At 62.9% G+C, this 21,820-nt stretch carries 21 protein-coding genes; 12 read left to right on the top strand and 9 right to left on the bottom strand.

Features of this window, described 5'->3' with window-relative positions; translation table 11 throughout:
* Positions 1–202 precede the first annotated feature (202 nt).
* The 5 genes from Q5064_RS05840 (at position 203) to fic (ending at position 4,513) form a co-directional block, all read left to right on the top strand.
* Positions 203–1,282, top strand: coding sequence for a HindVP family restriction endonuclease (locus Q5064_RS05840; protein WP_302962987.1), 1,080 nt, complete (start codon positions 203–205; stop codon positions 1,280–1,282).
* A gap of 329 nt (positions 1,283–1,611) precedes the next feature.
* Positions 1,612–2,118, top strand: coding sequence for a hypothetical protein (locus Q5064_RS05835; RefSeq protein ID WP_302962985.1), 507 nt, complete (start codon positions 1,612–1,614; stop codon positions 2,116–2,118).
* A gap of 396 nt (positions 2,119–2,514) precedes the next feature.
* Positions 2,515–3,150, top strand: coding sequence for a helix-turn-helix domain-containing protein (locus Q5064_RS05830; RefSeq protein ID WP_302962984.1), 636 nt, complete (start codon positions 2,515–2,517; stop codon positions 3,148–3,150).
* 212 nt (positions 3,151–3,362) lie between these two features.
* Positions 3,363–3,722 carry a hypothetical protein gene (locus Q5064_RS05825; protein WP_302962982.1) on the top strand — a complete coding sequence of 120 codons (360 nt, stop codon included), beginning with the start codon at positions 3,363–3,365 and terminating at the stop codon, positions 3,720–3,722.
* Between the two features lie 182 nt (positions 3,723–3,904).
* Positions 3,905–4,513: a protein adenylyltransferase Fic gene (fic, locus tag Q5064_RS05820; protein WP_302962980.1), complete on the top strand. Its 609-nt coding sequence runs from the start codon at positions 3,905–3,907 to the stop codon at positions 4,511–4,513.
* Between the two features lie 203 nt (positions 4,514–4,716).
* Here the strand turns inward: fic and amrS are convergent, their stop codons facing one another.
* From amrS to Q5064_RS05805, 3 genes are read right to left on the bottom strand one after another with little or no spacing between them, the layout of a single operon-like run.
* Positions 4,717–5,568 carry an AmmeMemoRadiSam system radical SAM enzyme gene (gene amrS, locus Q5064_RS05815; RefSeq protein ID WP_302962979.1) on the bottom strand — a complete coding sequence of 284 codons (852 nt, stop codon included), beginning with the start codon at positions 5,566–5,568 and terminating at the stop codon, positions 4,717–4,719.
* 4 nt (positions 5,569–5,572) lie between these two features.
* Entirely contained in the window at positions 5,573–6,532 is a 960-nt protein-coding gene (locus tag Q5064_RS05810) for a hypothetical protein (protein WP_302962978.1), read from the bottom strand.
* 46 nt (positions 6,533–6,578) lie between these two features.
* On the bottom strand, positions 6,579–8,186 hold the full coding sequence (locus Q5064_RS05805) for an MFS transporter (protein ID WP_302962977.1): 1,608 nt from the start codon (positions 8,184–8,186) through the stop codon (positions 6,579–6,581).
* A gap of 250 nt (positions 8,187–8,436) precedes the next feature.
* Here Q5064_RS05805 and arcC point away from each other — a divergent pair, with 250 nt between their 5' ends.
* Positions 8,437–9,396 carry a carbamate kinase gene (gene arcC / locus Q5064_RS05800; protein ID WP_302962976.1) on the top strand — a complete coding sequence of 320 codons (960 nt, stop codon included), beginning with the start codon at positions 8,437–8,439 and terminating at the stop codon, positions 9,394–9,396.
* An 86-nt stretch (positions 9,397–9,482) separates the two neighbouring features.
* Positions 9,483–10,172 (top strand): hypothetical protein, encoded by a 690-nt coding sequence (locus Q5064_RS05795; RefSeq protein WP_302962975.1) that lies wholly within the window; start codon positions 9,483–9,485, stop codon positions 10,170–10,172.
* Between the two features lie 89 nt (positions 10,173–10,261).
* Here Q5064_RS05795 and Q5064_RS05790 read toward each other — a convergent pair whose 3' ends face one another.
* The 5 genes from Q5064_RS05790 to Q5064_RS05770 form a co-directional block, all read right to left on the bottom strand.
* The gene (locus tag Q5064_RS05790) at positions 10,262–11,689 is read right to left on the bottom strand and encodes an aldehyde dehydrogenase family protein (protein WP_302962973.1); all 1,428 of its coding nucleotides are present in this window, start codon (positions 11,687–11,689) and stop codon (positions 10,262–10,264) included.
* Between the two features lie 12 nt (positions 11,690–11,701).
* Positions 11,702–12,625 carry an SDR family oxidoreductase gene (locus tag Q5064_RS05785; RefSeq protein ID WP_302962971.1) on the bottom strand — a complete coding sequence of 308 codons (924 nt, stop codon included), beginning with the start codon at positions 12,623–12,625 and terminating at the stop codon, positions 11,702–11,704.
* A 151-nt stretch (positions 12,626–12,776) separates the two neighbouring features.
* Positions 12,777–13,556 carry a MerR family transcriptional regulator gene (locus tag Q5064_RS05780; protein WP_302962969.1) on the bottom strand — a complete coding sequence of 260 codons (780 nt, stop codon included), beginning with the start codon at positions 13,554–13,556 and terminating at the stop codon, positions 12,777–12,779.
* Positions 13,557–13,749: 193 nt separating this feature from the next.
* Positions 13,750–14,628, bottom strand: a complete 879-nt coding sequence (locus Q5064_RS05775; RefSeq protein WP_302962967.1) for a Fic family protein — start codon at positions 14,626–14,628, stop codon at positions 13,750–13,752.
* 91 nt (positions 14,629–14,719) lie between these two features.
* Entirely contained in the window at positions 14,720–14,866 is a 147-nt protein-coding gene (locus Q5064_RS05770) for a hypothetical protein (RefSeq protein WP_302962966.1), read from the bottom strand.
* 239 nt (positions 14,867–15,105) lie between these two features.
* Here Q5064_RS05770 and Q5064_RS05765 point away from each other — a divergent pair, with 239 nt between their 5' ends.
* From Q5064_RS05765 to Q5064_RS05745, 5 genes are all read left to right on the top strand, one after another.
* Positions 15,106–15,993, top strand: coding sequence for a Fic family protein (locus tag Q5064_RS05765; RefSeq protein WP_302962965.1), 888 nt, complete (start codon positions 15,106–15,108; stop codon positions 15,991–15,993).
* Positions 15,994–16,164: 171 nt separating this feature from the next.
* The gene (locus tag Q5064_RS05760) at positions 16,165–16,341 is read left to right on the top strand and encodes a helix-turn-helix transcriptional regulator (protein ID WP_368389098.1); all 177 of its coding nucleotides are present in this window, start codon (positions 16,165–16,167) and stop codon (positions 16,339–16,341) included.
* Between the two features lie 10 nt (positions 16,342–16,351).
* Positions 16,352–16,915 (top strand): hypothetical protein, encoded by a 564-nt coding sequence (locus tag Q5064_RS05755; RefSeq protein ID WP_302962963.1) that lies wholly within the window; start codon positions 16,352–16,354, stop codon positions 16,913–16,915.
* 306 nt (positions 16,916–17,221) lie between these two features.
* Positions 17,222–19,042 carry an FAD-dependent oxidoreductase gene (locus Q5064_RS05750; RefSeq protein ID WP_302962961.1) on the top strand — a complete coding sequence of 607 codons (1,821 nt, stop codon included), beginning with the start codon at positions 17,222–17,224 and terminating at the stop codon, positions 19,040–19,042.
* A gap of 219 nt (positions 19,043–19,261) precedes the next feature.
* Positions 19,262–20,737: a helix-turn-helix transcriptional regulator gene (locus Q5064_RS05745; RefSeq protein WP_302962960.1), complete on the top strand. Its 1,476-nt coding sequence runs from the start codon at positions 19,262–19,264 to the stop codon at positions 20,735–20,737.
* Between the two features lie 117 nt (positions 20,738–20,854).
* Here the strand turns inward: Q5064_RS05745 and Q5064_RS05740 are convergent, their stop codons facing one another.
* A complete protein-coding gene (locus Q5064_RS05740) occupies positions 20,855–21,793 on the bottom strand; it encodes a 3-hydroxyacyl-CoA dehydrogenase (RefSeq protein WP_302962959.1) in 939 nt (312 codons plus the stop codon).
* Positions 21,794–21,820 lie beyond the last annotated feature (27 nt).

The raw sequence follows: 21,820 nt of genomic DNA, 5'->3' as shown, positions 1-21,820 counted from the left end.
GACGTCAATAAATTGACGTCAACGCATCGGCCGCTATAATGCTGAGATCGGGGGATAAGGCGAATCCTCGCACGTGAACCGTGAAGTAACTAGTTGGAGATAGCTCTTGCGAGCTTGTTTTGGCTTCTTGTAAGCGCGCAGGCCAAAGCTCTTATTGAGAGCCTATAATATAGTTGATTTTCAGAAGATGTGAGGAGCTTAAATGAGCTATATGTATGGCTTGGATCGCTCGAATAAGGACTTCGAAAGAGCTGATTCTTTCGGGAAAAACACCTTTACCACTGCTTTTCCGATAGCGTTGGCAAATTATATTGACGAGGAAAAGAAGTTGCCAATGAATTACATTGTCGCCGAGATAGGCGGGGATGGCAGGCCGAGAACTTTTCAGAAGTTAGAATCGCTTGCAGAGTTAATAGGCATTGACCCCCGTTCGGCTTATTACGCTTTTGAAGATTCTTTTTCCGGCTACGACGCTTATGCTGTTGATCGAGCTAACCGATCTGACATTGTCGTTAAGGACTCTAATACGGGGAAAGAGATATCGGCGTTTGAGGTTAAGCTTGTTGTGGTGCCCACGAGTGGGACGGCAAGCAAGCCGCGCGAAGAGCAGCTTTGCGAGCTAGTTGTCAGACCTCCTTCGATTGAGCAGCTGTGCTTTTCGGTGGCGGCCAGCTTTGGGAGAGCTGAGCGAATCACCGTTTCAGACATCATCGTTGAGGCGTTGGGGAACCCCATTGACTACGAATGGAACAATGAAGCATACATGCTTGCTCATAGACAGCAAATACTTGATGCTGCGGATGAGCTTACTCGGCAGGGCGTTGATAGGCAAGCGCCCTTTGCGCTGATGGGGGAATGGAGAACCGTGGGGCAGGAGGCCGAATTTGACCCTGCCGGCTTCGATGTCTTTTTCTGGTCAAATTTTGCATTTCTCCAACTCTTTTCAAACGTTATGCGAAATAGCGTCATACGCCATACAGAGCACATTGGGCGCCCGGAGCGTGCGTTGATTTGGTTTGTGAAGAGTATGTTCGATTATGCTGCGCAGGGTTCTGTTATGTTCAACAGAACTCATTCCCTAATTACCTTCGGAGGTCAAACAGATAAGGCGGGTAGCTTTACCAACGATAATATTGCCCGGTTCGTTCTATCCGATAACTTCATTTATCCACGAGTTCCTGCGGACGATCATGATCGAATTATATCGGCAAAGGGTGTGAGGTTTTTAAGGCCGGAGCGTCGTCTCGATGCAGTTCTTTATTATACGATGACATTGAAATAGAAGAATGATTGTAGACGACGTAAGCAATTCACTGTTTAAGCTGAAATATCCCCGCCCATCTGCATCAAAGTGTCTAAGCATTCTGTCCGATTCGTAGCGAGGGGATTCCGAATGCGTTGGTCGTTTTCTATCAGCTGCGGTGCTACGGGTGTGATTGCTTTACATGAGGTCCGCAGTACATGCTGCGAGACGTTTGCGGCCGGCGTTTGGCATTGTAGCAGCTCAAAAGTATCAATCTCAAATCGGACTAGTGGGACTGTTGAATGCGACTGTTGGCACCTGATATGGTGGTTGCCATCGAATGGTCGGCGCGAGGAAGAGGTGGTCGTGTGGAATTCACATCGGCTAGTGCTAACAAGTATCTGCGGCGGTTGCAGGACGAGAAGGATCGGCTGCTGCGGAGTGAGCAGGAAGTGAGCACCTACGTGCTCGCGGAGGGGGAGGCGGCCGAGCCTCCTGTCTACGACTACGGGGCCGTACGCGAGAAGGTCGCGCAGATCGATGCCGAGGCGCGGGCCATTCGTCATGCCCTGCACCGGTTCAACATGCAGACGGTTCTGCCCGAGCGAGGCATTAGCATCGACGAAGCGCTTATCCTGCTCGCGCAGCTTTCGGGGCGGAAGGATCGTCTGAATTCACTCGCCTCGCGTCAGCCTCGGGAGCGCCTGGGCGACCGCTACTTCGGTAGTAGCAACGGGCCCATCGAGTATCGGTACGCGAACTATGACGTTGCCCAGGCTGAAGCGGACTACCGCGCCGTCGCCGACGAGATCGCTGCGCTGCAGCTTGAGCTGGACCTGGCCAACCAGACGGAGGTCTTCTCGGTCGAGCTGTAAGGGCTCGCCTGTTTTCCGGATCTGCGGCATTTCCCCGCAAAGGATACTTTGGAACGTTGCGGTTTCGCGTTGGAGTTGTCGGGTAGTTCGTTGTCGGCAGTGCCGTGCGGTTTTGAGCGTTGGCGCCTTGTCGGAAGATCTGGCTTCCACCCATTCCGCCGCAGATCGAAAGCTTCGGGCGCTCTCCCCGCGAGGCCGCCCGCGATGCCGAAGCACGGTTATAGGCATCAACTTCACTTTCAGGCTCCGCTCTGTGCGGAGCGAGAGGTATGTTCCTGCTGGCGCGTGATTTCCATAGCTGACCTGCGATGTTAATTTCCATTGCTAGGTGCTTGGTTGGCGGTGGCCTATTATGGGGTTGCTAAAGCACGGACGAGTGAAGCGAAGGAGGGGCATATGCTGGGCGAGAACCTGAGACGCATGCGGGAACGGCGCGGCATCACGCAGGAGGAGCTGGCGGAACGGGTGCACGTGGTACGCCAGACAGTGTCGAAATGGGAGAAGGGGCTTTCGGTTCCCGATGCCGATCTGCTTATGGCTGTTGCGGAGGCGCTGCAGGTGAGTGTGTCCGATTTGATAGGTGTTGATGCCGTTCAAGCGAAGAGCATCGAGGAGCTTTCCGTGCAGGCAGCGGTGCTCAATGAGCAGATAGATCTGCAGAACCGTCGCATGGCTCGAACGACGACTATCGCGAAAAGGGCGGTAGCGGCGTGTGTCCTGGCGGTCGTGCTCGTTGTAGGAGCGGGGGCTGCGGCGTGGCTTGCGGCTCCGTCATCCTTCACGCAGATCACCGTTGAGTATGAGATCGACGGGGAGGTGCGTCAGGCGCAGATCAACGTTAACGATCACCTCGGCCGATTGTCAGCGGGGTATAGCTGGCCGTCGGAGGATGATGAGATATTCGGACAGGGAGACTTGCTTATGGCGAGCGGGACGGGCCAAGCTGATGTGCAGCTGATGCTTCATGCGATGGAAGTGGCGATCGAAAATGCCGGCGGCAAGGTGGTCCGCGTCTCGTCGACAACGTCCTGAAGGGAATCACGGTCGCTAAAAAAATCAAGGATGCTAAAACAAATCAAGATTGCTAAAACAAATCAAGGACGCTCTGTCTCGCAGTCCTTCCGTAGATAAGCTTGACCCTCGTTCGCAGGCGCACAATGGGACTGTTGCGACTATTGAGCGGGACTGTCTGTGCCTGATATGGTGGAAGACAGAAGATGGTCGGATGTGCGAAAGGGGGATTCATGGTAACGGAAGCAACGATTAGGCGGCTTGTCCGCTCTGGGCGGATGTGGCGGCTGGGCATACACGGGCATTTTGACTTTCATGCAGAAGAGATGGCTTTGATATGGGAGCATCTGAATGATGCAGACGTTCCGACCTATATGCATGAGGCATCTTGGTTGGCCGATATTTTGCTGGGCGAAGACTGGGTGTTTCTTGCTCCCAAAGATGAATACGTCGACTGTCTTGCCGGTCAGGAGAAGTTCGGGAGACGAATAGGGATGGCGTTCCATCTCTGGGACGCGTGCGAGAGAGGGGGGGGGCTGATCGATGCCGCCGAATGGATGCCCCTCGATATCCCTGAACTGGAGCTGCTGTAGCGGCGGGTAATCCGACTGTGGCCGAGGTCGCGACGATCCAAACGCGATCGTGGGTTGTTTCCATTATGATCGAGCGTCCTGCAAGCGCAGAAGGCGTTTCAATTACAATCGGATGCGAAGAAAAGGGCGATTTGACCCGGAGGCGAGAGGCGCTTCATCTGGTTAGGCGATAAGGGGACGGCATGGTTCTTGGCAACAAGTTGGGCATAGACAGCGATGCCGAATTGGCGCGCGAAGAGGAGCGCTTGACGAAAAAGCGCGCTCTGGAGCTGTTTGAAGGCGGCCTGCTCGACGATTTTGAGGCGGGCGCGTTCGCTGGCCTTGCGCGGATTCACGGGTATCTGTTCCAGGATGTGTATGACTTTGCCGGGCAGATGCGGCGGGAGAACATCTCGAAAGGGGGATTTCGTTTCGCGGCTTCGCTCTATTTGGAGGACGCGCTTTCGGCCATAGACCGAATGCCGCAGCTGACCTTCGACGAGATCGTTGAGAAGTACGTGGAGATGAACGTTGCGCATCCCTTTCGCGAGGGCAATGGGCGCAGCATGAGGATCTGGCTCGACCTGATGCTGAAGCGCGCGTGCGGTGTTGTGGTCGACTGGAGCCTTGTGGACAAAGAGGATTACCTGCTTGCCATGGAGCGCAGCCCAATCAAGGATGTCGAGATCAAGGCATTGCTCAAAAGTGCGCTGACCGATCGGGTCGATGATCGGCAGACGTACATGAAGGGCATCGATGCCAGCTATCGTTATGAGGGCTACAGCACATACACGATGGAGGAGCTCGCATAAGGGGCGTTCTTCTGCTGGATCGTGGTTTTCGCAGCGAACCTGCTCGTGTTGAGTAGTGCATGCCAATTCGATATGCGGCTAATGCTCCATGCGGTGGAGGTGGCGATCGAAAACGCCGGCGGCAAGGTGATCCGCGTCTCGTCGGCGGCATCCTAGGAGGAAACGCGGTCGCTAAAACAAATCAAGGACGCTAGCGTCTTCTCCTAGCAGTTTCCCACATAGACGTGCTTGAGGTGGCGGCGGGCTATGGCGGCCAGCTGGTGCACGGTTGCGGGCGGCGTGGCGGGGCGGTCTTGCAGGCGGTGGCAGGGGAAGAAGCGCGTTATGTGGTAGGGGATGCCTGGGTTAAGCGATGCGAGCCACGCGGCCGCGGCGTCAATCTCATCCTCGCCGTCGTTCAGGCCGGGGATGATGAGCGTCGTCACCTCCAAGTGGCAGCCGGGTTCGGCGGCAAGTACCGCTATCGTGCGCTTCACCGTGTCCAAATCCCCGCCGACGAGGTCGTAGAAGCTTTGGGTGAATCCCTTCAGGTCGATGTTCGCCGCGTCGATGAGCGGGGCTATCTCCCGCAGCGGACCGTCGTTCACGTACCCGTTCGACACGAGCACGTTGGCCAGGTCGCGCTCGCGTGCCAGGCGGGCGGTGTCGCGCACGAATTCGAAGCCCACGAGCGACTCGTTGTAGGTGAAGGCGACGCCGACGTTGCCCTCGGGCATAAGCGACGCGGCCAGCTCGACCAGCTCTGCTGGCGCCATCGTGCGCCAGGGCACGTCGTCCTCGCCTGCGCACGCGATAGAGGCGTTCTGGCAGAACGGGCAGCGCAAATTGCAGCCGTAGGAGCCCACCGACAGCACCTTCGTGCCGGGTCGAAAGCGCGCGAGCGGCTTCTTCTCGATGGGGTCAAGCGCAAGCGACGTGACGCGCCCGTAGTTGGCGTCCACCACTTGGCCGCCCACCGCGACGCGCGCGTGGCAGAGTCCCGTCTGCCCCTCGGCCAGCCGGCACGTGTGCGGGCAGATGGCGCACGTGGCGCGCCCTTCGGCCAAGCCGTCCATCGTTCTAGCCCTTCTGCGCGGGGCGGTGCAGCGAGCGGGCGACAGCGCGGCCCTTGGTGCGGGCGGCTCCCATGACGGCAGTGGCGCCCCCGAAGTCGAGTCCCGTGATGATCTTCACGAGCTGCAGGAACAAGATGAGCACGAGTAGGGGAATGAGGCAGCTCGTCACGATCATGACCGCCATGGTGTCGATCATGGTGTTCAGCTGCTCGCCCAGGCTGTCGAGCGCCTGCTGCGCGCCCTGGGTCAGGCCATTCCACCCCTCCTGCACCGCGTTGGCGATGCCGCCGAGAAGCCCCGGATCCTCCTGCGCCTGTTCCTGGGTGCTCTCCTCCAGCTGCTCGGTGGCCTCTTGGGCGGCGGCGTTCGAGGCTGCGAGCGACTCGTCGAAGGTGGCGTCCACGTTGTCGGTCAGCCACACGCTCACCGGCACCACGAGCGCCAGGGCCAGCCCGAAGGCCGCGAGCTTCGTGCCGAGCCGCTGCAGATTTACCCGCGTGAGCGTTCCCCGTCGCAAGAACACCGCCACGGCGAACAGCGCGCAGGCCGCCGGCACCAGAATGCCGAAGCCGAGGAAACCCAGCGTGGTCAGCAGGAACTTCTCCAGGTAGATCACCGCCAGAATGACCATGAAGTACGAGCTGAAGTCCACGAGCTTCTCGGCGATGGGGGTGCCCATGTCGTTGGGCAGCGCCGATATGGCGGCCGAGGCGGCCGTCGTGGTGGTGGCGAGCATCATGACGTTGCCCTTCTTCTCGTCCAGGGTGTCGATGATGCCGGTGTAGGTCTCGGGGTTCGAGGCGATGTTCGCGAACACGAGCAGCGATATGAGGGCCACCGCCGCAAGCACGGCCGCGATGATGGCCTTCTCCTTCAGAGGCCGCTCGGGTGCGGGCTCCGCTTCCACCACGACCAGTTCCTGGCCGGCGTCCACGGTCACGGTGCTCAGTTGCGTCGAATCCATGGGAAACTCCTTCTCGTCGAATATCTCCGACGAGGGTACCGAAGCCCTAGGCCTTAGGCGCCGTCGTTGCGGGCTTTGATTGCGATTTGATACCCTTCTGGCGCTGCCGGCGCATAAGGCGGCCGAACGCTACCGCGCCGACGAAGGCCACGGCCAGAATGCCGATGGCGATGAAGATGGTGTGGGAGAATCCGGAGGCGTAGGCGTGGGCCTTCGCGATGCCCTGGGCCATGAGGCGGTCGGTGTCGGCGGACATGATGCCCACGAACAGGGCCGATCCCACCGAGCCGGCGATCTGCACCAGGGTGGAGTGGATGGACGACCCGTGGGCGTAGATGGCCCGCGGCAGCGAGTCCAGATCAACCGCCTTCAAGGTAGGGAAGACGAGCCCTACGCCCACATAGGCGGCGCCGGCACAGAGGATCATGGGCACGATGAGCATCGCCGCCGAGGTGACTTCCACGGCAATGTATCCGACGAGCAGCACAAGGAACCCGAGGGGCACGAGCGGCCACACGCCGTGTCGGTCCTCGATGCGTCCGCCGAGAAAGCAGGCCCCGGCGTAGCACAGGATGGGCGCGCACAGAAGGCCGCCGGCGGCGAAGGCGGTGTAACCCGCCGTCCCCTCCAAATACAGCGGCACGAGCAGGCTCAGGTAGATGGACCCCATGTACCCGAGCATCATGAGCACCTCGCCGAACACGAACCGCCCGTGGCGCAGCGGCGCCAGATTCAGAAGCGGGTGGGGAATGGCGAACTGCCGCCACGCGAACAGCCCGAGCCCCACGGCGCCGGCCGCCATGCAGAGCACCGACGGCAGCACGGTGCGGGTCACCTCGTTCAGCCCGAAGATGAAGGCGGAAAGCCCCGCGAAGCTCAGCACCACACTGAGGATGTCGATGGGCCGGTCCTCGCGGGCGTAGATGTCGTGCAGGAAGAAGAATCCGAGCCCAAGCAGGATGGCCGACATCACAAGCGGAATGGCGAACAGCGCCCGCAGCCCCACGTAGGTGAGCACGAGGCCCGAGAGCAGCGGCGAGAAGGCGAGCCCCACCCCGATGGCCCCGCTGTTGATGGCGAGCATGGTGGCGCTTTTGCCCTTCGGCGCCAGCGTGAGGATGACGCTCGTGACCACGGGGAAGAACAGCCCCACCGTGAGCGCCTGGATAAGGCGGGCGGCCAGCATGGTGGGGAAGTTCCACGCCAGCATGCCGAGCACCGAACCTGCAAGGGACGCCGCGTAGCCGAACATCATGACCTTGCGGATGCCGAACCGTTTCAGAAGCGACGCGGCCATGGTGATGACCGTGGCCGCCACGATAGTGAACCCGAGCACGAGCCAGTTTGCCTGCGACAGGCTGATGTGGAACTGGGTGGCCGTGGCATCCAGCGCGATGTTCATGAGTGACTGGTTGAACGAGGCCAGAAGGTTGCTGCCCAGCATGAGCGCCATCATGGCCCACATCGCGCGCCCTGTGGGGATGGCGGGCGGAGTGGCGGCCGCGGCGCTCGATGCAGTTGACGCCGCCGGCGCAGCGGTGTGGCCGGGATCGTCAGATGCGGCCGGGGCGGCGGGGACGCTCGCGGCCTTTTTGGCCGCGAGCTTGTCCGAGGTGGAGGCAGAGGGGGAGGTGGAACGGGAAATATCGGACATGGCAGACCTTCGGGAAAGGCGGCGCAACCGCGTCGCAGCGGTAGTTTCCCCTCACGCTACCCCACTTCCCGAAGTCGAGCGCGCGGCCGCCGACTTCGTAGATGCGCCGATGCCCAACGGTAACCTGGCCCCGACCCATAAAATGATGCCGTCAACGGGCGCGTTGCAGGTGCGCCGCGAGCCGGCCGGGTCGCCGACGGGTCTGCTACCGTAAACGCGGTACAAAGGCACGAGCAAGAGGGGAGGCCTGATGATGCGGGGAAGTCTCGAAGGCAAGCGGGTGGTAGTGGCCCTCGGCGGCAACGCCCTGGGGGATGATCCCGCCGAGCAGCAGAAACGCCTCGTCCGCACGGCGGGGAACCTGGCGCGCCTCGTGAAGGAGGGCGTGAACGTGGTGGTGACCCATGGCAACGGCCCGCAGGTGGGTATCATCGACGAGGCCTTCACTGTGGCCTCCCAGAACAAGCAGGCCCAGGTGCCTCCCATGCCCCTGGCCGACTGCAACGCCATGAGCCAGGGCTATATCGGCGCCCAGCTCGCCGTGGCGCTCATGAACCAGTTCCGCCGCGACGACATCATGCGCGAGGTGGCCAACGTGCCCACCCACGTGACCGTGGATGACGATGACCCCGCCTTCAAGGATTTCGAGAAGCCCATCGGCGCCTTCATGACCGAGGCGGCGGCGAAGGCCTTCTCGAAGGCCACGGGGTTTCCCGTGCGGGAGGATTCCGGCCGCGGTTGGCGGCGCGTGGTGCCGAGCCCGGTGCCCCAGGACATCGTGGAGTTGGAGACCATCCGCGATCTGATGGAGGACGGCTGCGTGGTTGTGGCGGCTGGGGGCGGCGGCATTCCCGTGACCGAGCGCGGCGGGCAGTACGCGGCGGTGGACGCCATTGTGGATAAAGATCTGACCAGCGCCCTGCTCGCGTGGCGCATGCGGGCCGATGTGCTCGTCATCCTTACGGCGGTGGAGAAGGTCTACCTCGACTTCAACCAGCCCACCCAGCGCGCCCTCGATACCATGACGGCGGAAGAGGCCCGCGCCTATGCCGCCCAGGGGCAGTTTGCGCCGGGCAGCATGCTGCCGAAGGTTGAGGCCTGCGTGAAGTTCGTGGAAGCCCATCCCGGCGGACGGGCCGTCATCACGTCGCTCGACCATGCCGCCGAGGGCCTGCGCGGCGAGACGGGCACGCTCGTCACGGCAAGCTGAGCGCAATCGCGGAGGCGGCAAGCAGGCGATTTGCGTCGGGCAATGCCGCCGTGCATTAGGTTGCGGAATTGAGGAAGGTGTACGGCATGGAAGAGCGCATCAAGACCGAGGAAACCGAGAAGAACCTTCGGGAGTGCCATGAGGTGCAGCAGCGCGAAGCGCGCCCCCGTGCGGCATGGGAGCCGGTGCCCCCGGGGTCGTTCAATGTGTTTTTGCTGTTCAACCTTGAGGCGGCGTGGGACGAGGGGCACTGCATCCTCGCCCTCGGGCCGGTGGACGGTCCCCTTGAAACCTATTCCTACTACCGCCACAGCACCAAGCTGGAGGCGCCGGGCATCATGGCGTGCCTGCGCGACCCTATGACCTTCGCCACGCTTGAGCAAGCCTCGGGCTGGATCGTGCACGGGGAGCCGGGCAACTGGTGGAACGAGCATGTGAACTGCGCTATCGCCCTTGTCTGCGACGAGGTTTCCTTCAACGGCGTGCGCGCCTATGCCGAGCAGCGGCGCCAGCATCCGGGCACTTACAACCTCGTCACCTACAACTGCCTGACCTTCTGCGACGATGCCCTGCGGACGGGCGGCGTCCGGCTTACCACCCTCAGCGGGCGTGCCGTGCGTACCATCATCCCCAAAGACGCCTTCAAAGACGTGGACGGCGTGCGCGGAGCCCGACCCTTCCAAGTGTGGAAGTACTGGTTTCCCCTCGGCGAGCCGCCGGCCAACGGCCTGCGCACCATCCAAGACGCCCCCGGCCAGGACAAGCCGCTCGAATAGCCGCGCGAGATGCCGGTCGCGGGAGCGGCGGTCGACCGCGGTCCCGCGCGGCTCCGATGGACGCACGGGGCCGTAGGGCTGCCCGAAGATCAACGTCCCGGCATGAACAGCTTCAGCAGACGCATCTTCTTCTCGTCGAAAGGAGGATTGCGGATGCCCATCTCGATGAGGGTCGACTTCTTCAAAGTGGACTTGTAGTGGGTGAAGGCGTCGAATCCCACCTTGCCGTGGTAGGCGCCGATGCCCGAGTTCTGCACGCCGCCGAAGCCCATGTGGTTGTTGCTGGCGTGGATGACCACGTCGTTGATGGTGGAGCCGCCGCAGCGCACCGTGTCGAGGATCTTCTTCTGGAGGGCGCGGCTGTTCGAGAAGATGTAGCATGCGAGCGGGTGCTTGATGGACTTCACGATGGCGAGCGCCTCGTCGATGTCGCGCCAAGTGATGATGGGCAGCGCCGGTCCGAAGATCTCCTGGCTCATGAGCGGATCGTCGATGGTCACGCCGGTCACCACGGTCGGCTCGATCTGGAGCGTGGCGGGGTTGCGCCGGCCGCCGATGGCGATCTTCGAGCCCGGGCGCCGGTCGTCGATGAGGCCGCACACCATGTCGAAGTGCTTCTGGTTGATCATGTGGGGGTAGTCGGGGCTCGCGAGGATGTCCTCACCGTAGTAGGCGTGCAGGTAGTGGTCGAGCTCCTCCACGAACGCGTCGGCGACATCCTCGTGCACGAGGGCGTAGTCGGGGCCGACGCACGTTTGCCCCGAGTTGAGGCACTTGCCCCAGGCGATGCGCTGGGCGGCGCGCTTGATGTCGGCGTCTTGGGCGATGAACACCGGGCTCTTGCCGCCGAGCTCCAGCGTCACACTCGTGAGGCTCTCGGCGGCATGGGCCATGATCTCTTTGCCGACGCGCGGGCTGCCGGTGAACATGATCTTGTCGAATTCCACCTGCAAAAGCCAGTCGTTCATGTCGTCGCTGCCGTGCCAGCAGTACACGTAGCGCGGATCGAACACCTCGCGGCACATGTCGCGGATGAAGGCGGCCGTGGCCGGCGAGGTCTTCGAGGGCTTCATAGCCACGCAGTTGCCGGCGCCGATGGCGTCCACGAGGGGCACGAGAGTCAGCTGCAGCGGGTAATTCCACGGTGAGAGCACGGCTGCCACGCCGAAGGGGTAGGGGTACACCGTCGAGCTGCTGGGGAAATGGGCGAGTGAGGTGGGCACGTGGCGCGGCTTGGCCCACTGGCGCAGCTTCTTCAGGTACAGGCGGATCTCGTCGTAGACGAGCCCCAGCTCGGTGGCATAGGACTCGAATTCCGACTTGCCCAGGTCGGCGTGGAGCGCCTCGAGGGCCTCGCGCTCGTGGGCGAGCAGGTAGGACTGCAGGCGTCGCAGTTGGCGCAGGCGGAAATCGACCGAGAGCGTCTCGCCGGTTTCGAAGTACTGCTCCATGAGGTTGATCTGATTCTGCACGTCGGCGGCCGAGGTGGCCTGCCCGTAATCGTTGTTGATGTCCATGAGATTCCTTTCCTACAGGCGGCGCAGGATGTCCCAGCCGGCCATGGTGATGCAATCGGGAACGATTTTGCCGATGAGGCGCAGGGCTGCCGATTGAGGGCTTGCGCAGGCGACGGCGAAGTGGGCCTTGTTGGCGCAGAGAGCGCGGCGCACCACGGTGCTCGCGCTTTGCTCGCCGAAGAGGTGCCCCACGTCGTGGGCGCCCCCGGATGTGCGGGCCACCTTCTCGAAGCCGGTCTTAACCCAGGTGGGGCACAGCGCCGTGGCTGTGATGCCGGTGCCATGCAGCTCCCAGCGCAGGGCGCGGGTGTAGCGCAGCACGAAGGCCTTGGTAGCCGCGTACACGTTCATGTGGGGCAGCGGCACGAAGGCCGCGGCCGAGGCAACCTCGATGATGCGGCTGCCGCGGTCCATGTAGGGCAGTGCTGCGCGGGTCATGTCCACGAGCCCGCGGCAATTCAGGTCGATCATGGAGTCCACGGCCTCGTCGGAGATGGTCTGCCAGTCGCCGAACTTGCCGAAACCGGCGGCGTTCACCAGGTAGCTCACATGGGGCTGCTCGGCGTTCAAAGTGGAGACGATGGAGGCGATGTCGGCTTTGCTCGTGAGGTCGGCTACGACGATGCGGGCCGGCGTGCTCAACGTGGCCGCGACGGCCTTGAGGGCCTCCTCCTTGCGCGCGACGAGCCAAATCTCGTCGACTATCTGCATGGCGTCGATCTGCACGGCGAACTCGCGGCCGAGGCCCGACGATCCGCCGGTGACCAGCGCGATGCGCTTGGGCAGGGGCCGTGCGGGAACAGAAGGGGCCGGCGCGGCGGAGATTTCCGCTGCAGGGGAGGAGACGCTGCTGGTAGAAGCCGCCTCGGAAGCCGCGGTGGGGGAGGGGGAAGGGGCCGCAGCGCCCTTCTCAGAGAGGATGTCGTTCGTTTTCAAGGGAGCCGCCTTTCTTGCGGAATGTGCGTTCCTCAAGAACTGTATCCAAGAAAAAGGCTCGCCTGACCTCCATCAACGGTTTGTTGCCGTCATGTGGCTCACATGAATGGGGACGCGGTGCCCAGCGTCCCCATTCGCTGTGCCGGCTCTCCTAGCCTTCGGCGTTACCCTGATAGGTCTCCACGGCCTTCACGAGGAAGGCGGTGGCGCCGGGACCTGCGGCCTCGTCGTAGTAGGTGGTGAAGCGCGGGTCGGCCAGGTACCCGCGCACGAGGCCGAGGTACTCGTCCTTCCCGTAGCCCGGGCCCCAGTGGATGGCAATCCAGCGCTCGTGCATGCGGGCGAGCTCGGCTGCCTCCTTCGATGCGGGGTCGTTTCCAGCCAGGGCCAGGCGCAGCTGAACCTTGATGGAGTCCTCCAGCAGCTCCTTGGCGTCCCACTCGTCGCGGGTGAGGGCCATCATGCGTTCGTTGGTAGCGTCGATGACGGCGTTGCCGTAGCGCTCGCGGGCCTCGTGGCCGTAGGTTTCCTCGAAGCTCTCAAGGCCCTGCTGCTTCAGCTTCTCGAATGCGTCTTCAGTGTTCATGTTCGTAATCCCTTCGATAGCGTGTAGGGCCGCCTGCGTCCGGCGCAGGGCGGCGTCCAGCGATTTCTCCTGTGCGCGCAGGGTGCGGAGGTGCCTGAGGAGGGCGTCGTGGATGTTCGGCTCGTCGTCGCCCATGATGTGCTCGATGGCGGTCAGCGGAAGGCCGCAGGACCGCATCGCCATGATGTGGGCGAGTCGGCGCTCGTCGGCGACTGTGTACAGGCGATAGCCCGCCTCGGTGCGGGCCGGCCGCAGAAGGCCGCGCTCCTCGTAGTAGCGCAGCGTGCGCGGGCTCACACCCGAGGTACGGGATATCTCGCCGATGGTTTTGGGCCGTTCGCTCACGGTTGCTCCCTTCAGGTTTCTCCGACGGCGCCAGTATGAACCTTCACGCAACGGGAAGGTCAAGCTCACGGGCTGGTGCGGAATGTTGCAGGCTCGCGACAACGCGGGAGCGGGGTGCCGTAGTTCCGCGACCGTGTTGGGGAGACGGGGCTGTGGGTCAGAGCCGGTTCTGCCTGATCGCGCCTCCGTCCCCTTAGCCGATGTGCGACGAGCCCTCCTCCTGAGGCGGGATGAGGCCCTTTGCGCGGAACAGCGCGGCGGCGGCCATGTCGCGGTTGCGGTAGGGGAAGGGCCGGTCCTTGAGCAGGCAAGCCACGAACTCGTTGATGAAGCTGTCGTCGGGGACCACGCCCGCGGGCACGTTGCGGTAGCTCGCCCGCACGAGGGCATTGCGGAAGTGGAGCGAGTAATGCTCGAACGTCTCGTTCCCGCAGGAAAACCCATGGTTCTGCAGCAGCTTCTGCAGAAAGACGGCCACGGTGCGCGTGTTTCCCTCGGCAAAGGGGTGAATCTGCCAAATGCGTGTGATGAAGGCGCTCATCGATCGTATGTAGGGCCAGGGGTCGTCGGCGGTGTAGGCTCCGGGCGCGAAGGCAGCGAATGCTCCGGCGAGATCTTCCTCCAGCGTCTCGAAATCGCCGTACTCCACCGATTCGCGGGCGAGGACGAACTCGCGCTTCGAGAAATTGTAGTCGCGGTAATGTTCCTCGTAGTGTGCGTCTTCCATCAGACCGCGGAAAAGGCGCCCGTGGATAGTGCGCAGAGTGGACGGCGCCATGGTGAAGCCGTTGGAGTCCAGAAGGTCGCAAATGCGGGCGCTCGCCAGGTCTGCCTCCTGGGAGGTGCGGTCGATGGCGCGGCCGACTTTCTGCTCGTAGTAGTCGTCGACGATGTCGCGGAGGTTTTCGGCGCTGATTTGGCCGTCCACGTAGCGCTGCGCCGGTTCGTCGAAGGCGGCACTGGTGGTGAGTCCGTCCACGGCCTGCAAGCCCCGTGCGATGCGCACACGCCTGTCGCGCGTCGCGTAGTCGTAGGGCTCCTCGTAGCGTTCGTAGCCGTAGGCATCTTTCATAGCGCACCTCCTCGTGTTGTAAAAAATCCTGTATTTTGGCTTGGAATGAACGGTTTTGTTACGCGAGTGCCCCAAAATGCGGGCGCGGGTATTACGCTTCCAGGCCAAACGCGGCCTTCGTAATACATTTTGGCCACTCAGGAAGCGCTTCGCGTAACAAAACCGTCGTTTTCAAGCCAAAAAACGCGATTGTTGTTATCGCGGGAGCGGGGCGCTCGTGATCGTGGGCATCTTCCATAGCGCACCTCCTCTCGCGGGGCCTTGCAAGCATAAGTATAGCTCACGGCATGGCGCCCTTTGGCGAAACGGGCTTTTGCGGGATCGCTCGTTTGCCGCCGTTGGAGGTAAGAACCCGAAGGCGAAACGTGGAGTGGTCGCGGCTTGCAAGCAGTCTTGCAGCTGCGTGGCTCGTGCTGATGCCCTTGGTATACAATGGGCTGCGGAATTGACGGCGATGGAGAAGGGCGGCGACGCGGCATGACGGCCGAGGGCTTGGACGACTTCGCATACGAGCCGGCTCGCGCGCACGAGTCGGAGGCGGCGCGGCGCCACTACTGGGCCGTGGCCATCGGGCTGCAGGCCGTGGACGGCTTGGAGGTTTCCCCCTACGTGCGCCAAGCGGCCGACGCCTACATCGCCGGTAAGCGTACGCTGGCCGAGACGGGCGAGCTGGTGCGGGCGCATCATGCTGCGGGCCATGACGAGGCGTCGCTTGAGGCCGATCTGGTCGGCCAGCGCATCGCCGAGTTGCTGGCGGCGGCCCCCTTCTGCCTCGCACCCGAGATGCTTCCGGAAATTCACCGCTACCTGTTCCAAGACCTCGATGCGGCGGTGTACCACCCCGGCGAGTTCAAGGCCGAGCGTATGGTCAAGCAGGAGGACATCCTCAACGGCGACAGCGTACTCTACGCCGATCCGCTGGCCTACGAGATGGCGCTCAAGGGCGTCTTCGCGGCGGAGCAGGCGAAGTCCTACGGTGCCCTTGCAGAAGACGAGCTGGCCGGTTTCTGCCACAGCATCGCCTTTCTCTGGCAGATCCACCCCTTCTACGAGGGCAACACGCGCACCGTCGCCGTGTTCTCGGCACTCTATCTGAACCAGCTCGGCTTCGATGTGTCCAACGAGCCCTTCGAGCACCATGCCCGTTACTTCCGCGATGCTCTCGTGCGGGCCATGTACCGCAACGTTCCCGCGGACATCTTCCCCGATGAGTCGTTCCTGGTGAAGTTCTACGAGAGCTTGCTCGGGCGCGGGGCCGCCTCCTTCGACCGCGAGGAGCTCATCTGCCTGCCACTGTTCGAGAACCCCGCGCTTCTGCGCAACGTCGATCCCGCCGAGGCCCTCGATACCTCGAAACTGGTCTAGGCCGGCGTTGCCTTTCAGGCGCTTTTCCCCGTTCCCGCTCTGACGGTGTGGTGCGCTCTCATTTTCCCTTGACATCTTCTGGATGCAATATATACTTTGCAAATGGAAGATATATCTTACATCAGTCCGCACGAGGGAAGGAGTGGTTTGGAAGGCGAGAAGAACCTGCGCATGAAGACGGCCCGCATGGAAGCGGGGCTGTCGCAATCGGATCTGGCCGAGCGCGTGGGGGCCACACGGCAGACCATCGGGCTCATTGAGGCGGGGCGCTATAACCCCAGCCTGAAGCTCTGCCGGGCCATTTGCATCGCGCTCGGCAAAACGCTGAACGATCTGTTCTGGGAATAGGAGTGGTCATATGAACCTTGTGAAACGTTGGAACGAGTACATGGGGCCGAAGGACGAGCGCCTCGAGGCCGTGAGCAACCGCTGTGCCAAGGTGGGCTTTATAATCCTGCTCTTCGGCTCGGTGATCTGCTGTTACTACGGAATGATGCTCGACCAGGTGGCCTTCACCACCGACACTGCGGTGGTTACGGCGGTGGGGGAGAGGCTGGTGGACCCCATCCAACTGCAGTTCGGGGTCATCATCGTGGCGTGCTTCGTATCGCTGTATCTGGAGACGAAGCACGGCATCACGAGCGATCGCATGCGCCTGGCCACGGTGGACAAGGTGCCGTGGGATTACGTGGCGGTGCTGTCCGTTCTGACCGGCGCGCTGCTCTTCGTGCTCACGACGGGTCTGCGCATTGCGGCCGAGGTGCAGATCGTCGGAGTGGAGAACGTGACCTGGGCGGGGGATGTGGCCATGGGCATCGTCTACTTCGTCATGGGCTTCGGGCTCGCCATGGGGTTTGTCGGCCTGCAGTTCCACTCCGCCATCAAGCGCCGCCAAGAGCTTGAGCGCGAGCTGGAGGAGTAGAGCGCGTGGGAAACATGCCCGAGCGGAGCGGCCGGCGCGGTAGGGTGCGCCGGCCGCTGCTGTTCTTAGCGGTAGGAGTAGAAGCCCTCGCCGGCGTTGATGCGTTCATCAGGCATTTCTCGGTTTCTCCCCCATTTCGTCCAGCGGGGATCTGCGCCGTCTCGCGGCAAATTCCCCAGGTTCGTTGATTCCCAAGGCTCCTTCGCTGCGGCTATGCTTCCTCCCGTCAAGGGGCGTCGGCGAGGGGCCGGCGTCCGACCGAGGGAGCGCCGAGCTTCGGCGCGCAACGCGAGGAAGGTGGATACCATGAGCAACGGAGCGAAGGAGTTTTCCCGCAGGCATTTCCTGCAGGGCGCTGGATTCTTGGGTGCGGGCGTGCTGGGGGCTGCGGCCTTGGGTGGATGCGCCCCGCAGGCGCAGCAGGCAACTGCGGCCGGCGAGGGCGACGGTCTGGCCGCCACGGGCGAGGGCGCCGCGCCTGCGCAGGCTGCATGGCGCACCGAGCCCGAGCCGCCGGCCGAGTTCGAAGATGCCGGCACCTACGACGCCGTCGTCGTCGGCCACGGGTATGCCGGCGTGTGCGCGGCCCGCGAGCTGGCGGAATCCGGCAAGAAGGTCGTGCTGCTGGAAACCCAGGCCGAGGACACCTACGCGGCCTGCGGCAATCAGTCGGCAGCCCACAATTCGCAGATCCTGCGTCGGGTGAATCCCACGGCCGACATTCCCGAGGTTGATCCTGTCGAGTTTTTCCAGAATTGGGCCATCATCACCGGCAATCAGATCAACCAGGCGCTCGTCATGCGCTACTGCCAGAACATGGGCGCGAACATCGACAAGTACTATGACCGCGTAACCGATGAGGACGTTGCCACCATGGCTCATATGGACACGCCGGGGCCTGAGGACGACTACTCAACCATGATGGATGCCATAGGCCCGATTAAGTTCTTTAACGGCACGGTGGACTGCTACGGCGAGTGCAGCCAGACCAAGGTGCAGGGCTACAACCGCGAGGCGGCCAAGGAGGCCGGCGCTGAGTTCCGCTTCAATACCCGCGGTGTGCAGCTCATCATGGAGGACGGCGCGGTGGCCGGCATCTACGCGCTGGACAAAGCCACCGACAGCTACCTTAAGTTCGGTTGCAAGGCTGTGGTAATCGCCACAGGTGGATTCGCCTACAACGAGGAGATGCTCTGCGACCTTATCCCCGAGATCGCCGACAACATGGTGGAGGACGAGGTGTGGAAGGACGCGCACCAGAACATCCGCTTCGAGGGCGATGTGTCCAACATGCAGTACCAGGGCGACGGTATCAAGATGGCCTACTGGGCCGGCGGTCGCCTGGAGCCCTTCATTCCCGGCATGAACTCGAAGTTCATCGCCTCACCGTCTATGATGAACTACACGTTGCCCCAGGCCGTGTGGGTGCGTCCCGATGGCAAGCGCTTCTGCAACGAGTTCTATCCCGTGGCCGAGCAGCGCGGAACAGCCAGTGTGTATTTGCCGCGCGAGCCTGTCACCTGCGTGTTCGACAACAACTTCCTGGAATACCGCCGCTATACGGTATCGCAGCACGGCTTCACGTCGCCGACGGCTATGAACATGGAATCCATGGCCAAGGATATGGAGGTGGCGCGCCAGAAATTCGAGGGCACCTACGTGGAGCCCGAGAAGAAGGAAGAAGAGGGTCCCGGTGCGATGTTCCAGCATCCCGAGATCATCTGCGCTGATACGCTCGAGGGCCTGGCCCAGGCCGCCGGCATCGATCCCGTTGAGTTCGTGGCTCAGATCGAGCGCTGGAACGAGTACTGCAAGAGCGGCCGCGACGAGGAGTTCGGCCGCGATGCGGCGGTGCTGTTCCCGGTGGAGGAGGGTCCCTTCTACGCCTGCTCCGGTACGACCGAGTTCGGCGAGATTATGTGCACCTGCGGCGGTCTTTTGACCGACGCCGACCAGAACGTGCTCGGCCCCGATTTCAAGCCCATCCCGGGTCTGTACGCTTCCGGCAACGACTGCGGCCGCCGTTTCGGCTACGAGTACATCACCCCGACCTCCGGCGTGTCGCTGCAGATGGCCATCACGCTGGGCTTCGAGTGCGGTAAGTCGGTGGCGAAGTTCCTCGGCTAGACATTTCCCGCTTGCGGTCGGGCGCGGCGCCGGCGTTCCTCCCCTCCAGGCCGGCGCCGCGCCTGACCCTCTCGCTCGTCGCGGATCGCAGAACAAAGCCGCGGCGGTTCAACAAGAGAAGAGTGTTTGCGTTTCGGGGCATCCCTCCTCAGGCGGGGTGCCCCGAGCGTATGGTTCGGCCTGCGCCCTTTGGTATACTGGGGCGGAAAAGGAGGGGTTATGGACAACGGAGTCGACGGGAAGTCGATCGAGATGAAATCAGCGGGAATCGGGCTGCTCACGGTGGCCTTCCTCTGCCCGTGGGTACCGTGCTTTTTGCGTGGCGGCTTGCTCGGTGAAGCACATGCGGCCCTCGGTCCCGTCGACGCTTTCGCATCGGCGCTGCCTATCGGATGCTTGGCCTCGGCGCTGCTGGCCCTGCTCGCTTTTGGCCTTCGGCCGTTCCGCAGCCTTCTCAGTCGTCATGTTTTGCGGGCCGCCGTCGTGGCCTATGTTCTCGGCTATACCGTGCTGCTGGCCGCGCTGCTGGGCCGAAGCGACTTGGCGGCGTCCTTTGGCGGTGCGGCGGCGGGTCTCGGTGTGGTACCGTTGGGCCTGTGGTGGTGCGCCCAGACCAAGGCCACGGATTTCTCGCGCATGCTCTTTGTCGGCGCCCTTATCGGACTCGGGGTGTTCGCGGCGTCGCGGCTCATCGGACTGCTTCCCGGAGAGGGCGGCGCCGTTACGTGGCTGCTGTGCGCGGCGCTGGCCGGAGGCTGGGCGTGGCGAGGCAGCCGAGATGGCGGATGCGAAGGCTCCGCGCCCCATGTGGGGGACGGTCGCGCTTCGGTCGCAGAAGGTCTCTCTGCGCTGCTTTCGGCGCGCAGCGCCTTCTCGGTGATCGCTACGGCGGCTATCGGCCTTGTGCCCTTCGCGCTTCTGGGCAATATCCTGCCGGGGGTAACCGTGGGGGATTTCACCTTCGATTCCTCGACGGGCCTGCTCGTCGGCTCGTTGCTCACGCTGGTGATCGCCGTCTTTGCCCGTCGCGAGAAGCCCATTGCCCCCACGCTGTTCTGGACGGTGTTTCCCGTCTGCGCCGGTGTGCTCGTGGTGCTGCTCGCCTTCCCCAAGGAGACGTTCGCCTCCACGCTTTCGGCTGGTCTTGCCTTCGCGTTCTTCTCGATGATCGGGGTGTTCGCGGTCGTGTGCTGCGCCCATGTGGTCGCGCAGCGGGAGTTTCCGCCGGCACTGGTGGTGGCTCCTCCCTTCGCGCTGGCGGCGGCAGCGTCGGTGGCGGCCAATCTGCTCTCCGGTATCGAGGCCACGTCCGAGGAGGCTGGGGCGGCCCTTATGGTTGTGGCCATGGCCTATTTCGTGTTCCTCATGCTGGCACCGGCCTTCCAATTGCGCCGCTTGCGCGAGGCCATGGTGTCGGAGGGAGAGGCCGAAGGGACGGACGGCGCGGCGCGGCTGGCCTTCGACGAGGCCTGCGAGATGCTGGCGGCACGCCGGGCTCTCTCGAAGCGCGAGCGCGAGGTGTTCGGTTACTTGGTGAAGGGCTACACGTCGCCTTACATCGCCAAGGCCCTGTTCATTTCCGACTCCACGGTGCGCTCCCATACCAAGAGCATCTACCGCAAGTTCGAGGTCTCCTCCCGCACCGACCTCATCGAGGTCGTGCGCGCCTTTGCCGAAGAGGGCGAGGAGGTCTGAGGCCCCGGGCGCTCTCGCGCGCTCTCTTGCGCATTGCCCTCGGCGTTGGGCTTGATTGTCTGTGCGCCTGAGTGAATAGGCGGCCGGTGCGGTGGGGTGCGCCGGCCGCTGCTGTTCTTAGCGGTAGGAGTAGAAGCCCTCGCCGGCGTTGATGCCGGTCTTGCCCTCGTCGATGCGCTGCTTCAGCAGGGCGGCGATGCGGGCGGCCACGCTGTCCGGGTCCTGGGCGGCCGGGCTTGCGGCCACGATGTTGTAGGCGGTGGTGAGCCCCACGATGTCCAGGATGCGGAAGGGGCCCAGCGGCGCGCCGGTGCCGAGCGTCCAGGCTGCGTCGATGGTCTCCACATCGGCCACGCCGTTGGCGAGCAGCGCCTCGGCGGAGTTCAGGAAGGGCACGAGCATACTGTTCAGCAGATAGCCCGGCTGCTCCTTCTTCAGCTCCAGGGGAATCATGGCGATGGCGCGGGCGAAATCCACTACGGCCTGGTAGGCCTCGGGGCTCGTCTCGGCGGTGCCCATCACCTCGGCGGTGTTGTTCTGCCAGATGTTGTTGGCGAAGTGCAGGGCCAAAAACTTGTCCGCGCGCCCGGTGAATCCCATCATGGCGCTCGGCAGCAGCGTGGAGGAGTTCGTGCACAGGATGGTGCGCGCCGGCAGGATGTCCTTGATGGAGGAGTAGAAGGCGTCCTTTTCCTCCATCACCTCGGCGATGGCCTCGATGACCAGGTCGGCGTCGCCGAAGGCCGCCTCGCGGTCGGTGGTGAGCACGATGCTGTCGAAAGCGGTGTCCACCTGCGCGATCAGCTCGTCGATCTTCTCGGCCGGCACATCGGCCGAGTCGGTAAGACCGCGGCACCATGCCTTGGGGTCGTTCTTCAGGGCCGCGAGGGTCTGCTGGTAGATGCCGCGCAAACGCTCCAGTTTGGGGCGAGTGCGCTCGATGGAGCCCTCGCTTCTCAGCCACAGGGTGACATTGAAGCCTTTGTAAGCGCTCTGCAGAGCGATCTGGCTGCCGAGCACGCCGCCGCCGGCGACCGTGACGTTCTGGATGTCCATGCAACCTCCTCGTTGTCGGGGAATTGG

The sequence above is a fragment of the uncultured Adlercreutzia sp. genome (assembly GCF_958431955.1).
In the GTDB taxonomy this organism is placed as follows: Bacteria; Actinomycetota; Coriobacteriia; order Coriobacteriales; family Eggerthellaceae; genus Adlercreutzia.
The sequence above is the reverse complement of the archived record's forward strand: the minus strand, read 5'-3'. Positions and strand labels throughout refer to the sequence as shown.

Bases quoted from the DNA above. Each gene is read 5' to 3' on its own strand.
- Q5064_RS05775 (WP_302962967.1), bottom strand. From the start codon at position 14,628: ATGAAAGATGCCTACGGCTACGAACGCTACGAGGAGCCCTACGACTAC.
- Q5064_RS05790 (WP_302962973.1), bottom strand. From the start codon at position 11,689: ATGGACATCAACAACGATTACGGGCAGGCCACCTCGGCCGCCGACGTG.
- Q5064_RS05805 (WP_302962977.1), bottom strand. From the start codon at position 8,186: ATGTCCGATATTTCCCGTTCCACCTCCCCCTCTGCCTCCACCTCGGAC.
- amrS (WP_302962979.1), bottom strand. From the start codon at position 5,568: ATGGACGGCTTGGCCGAAGGGCGCGCCACGTGCGCCATCTGCCCGCAC.
- arcC (WP_302962976.1), top strand. From the start codon at position 8,437: ATGATGCGGGGAAGTCTCGAAGGCAAGCGGGTGGTAGTGGCCCTCGGC.
- Q5064_RS05770 (WP_302962966.1), bottom strand. From the start codon at position 14,866: ATGGAAGATGCCCACGATCACGAGCGCCCCGCTCCCGCGATAACAACA.
- fic (WP_302962980.1), top strand. From the start codon at position 3,905: ATGGTTCTTGGCAACAAGTTGGGCATAGACAGCGATGCCGAATTGGCG.
- Q5064_RS05830 (WP_302962984.1), top strand. From the start codon at position 2,515: ATGCTGGGCGAGAACCTGAGACGCATGCGGGAACGGCGCGGCATCACG.
- Q5064_RS05750 (WP_302962961.1), top strand. From the start codon at position 17,222: ATGAGCAACGGAGCGAAGGAGTTTTCCCGCAGGCATTTCCTGCAGGGC.
- Q5064_RS05825 (WP_302962982.1), top strand. From the start codon at position 3,363: ATGGTAACGGAAGCAACGATTAGGCGGCTTGTCCGCTCTGGGCGGATG.
- Q5064_RS05760 (WP_368389098.1), top strand. From the start codon at position 16,165: ATGAAGACGGCCCGCATGGAAGCGGGGCTGTCGCAATCGGATCTGGCC.
- Q5064_RS05840 (WP_302962987.1), top strand. From the start codon at position 203: ATGAGCTATATGTATGGCTTGGATCGCTCGAATAAGGACTTCGAAAGA.
- Q5064_RS05810 (WP_302962978.1), bottom strand. From the start codon at position 6,532: ATGGATTCGACGCAACTGAGCACCGTGACCGTGGACGCCGGCCAGGAA.
- Q5064_RS05795 (WP_302962975.1), top strand. From the start codon at position 9,483: ATGGAAGAGCGCATCAAGACCGAGGAAACCGAGAAGAACCTTCGGGAG.
- Q5064_RS05740 (WP_302962959.1), bottom strand. From the start codon at position 21,793: ATGGACATCCAGAACGTCACGGTCGCCGGCGGCGGCGTGCTCGGCAGC.
- Q5064_RS05745 (WP_302962960.1), top strand. From the start codon at position 19,262: ATGGACAACGGAGTCGACGGGAAGTCGATCGAGATGAAATCAGCGGGA.
- Q5064_RS05765 (WP_302962965.1), top strand. From the start codon at position 15,106: ATGACGGCCGAGGGCTTGGACGACTTCGCATACGAGCCGGCTCGCGCG.
- Q5064_RS05755 (WP_302962963.1), top strand. From the start codon at position 16,352: ATGAACCTTGTGAAACGTTGGAACGAGTACATGGGGCCGAAGGACGAG.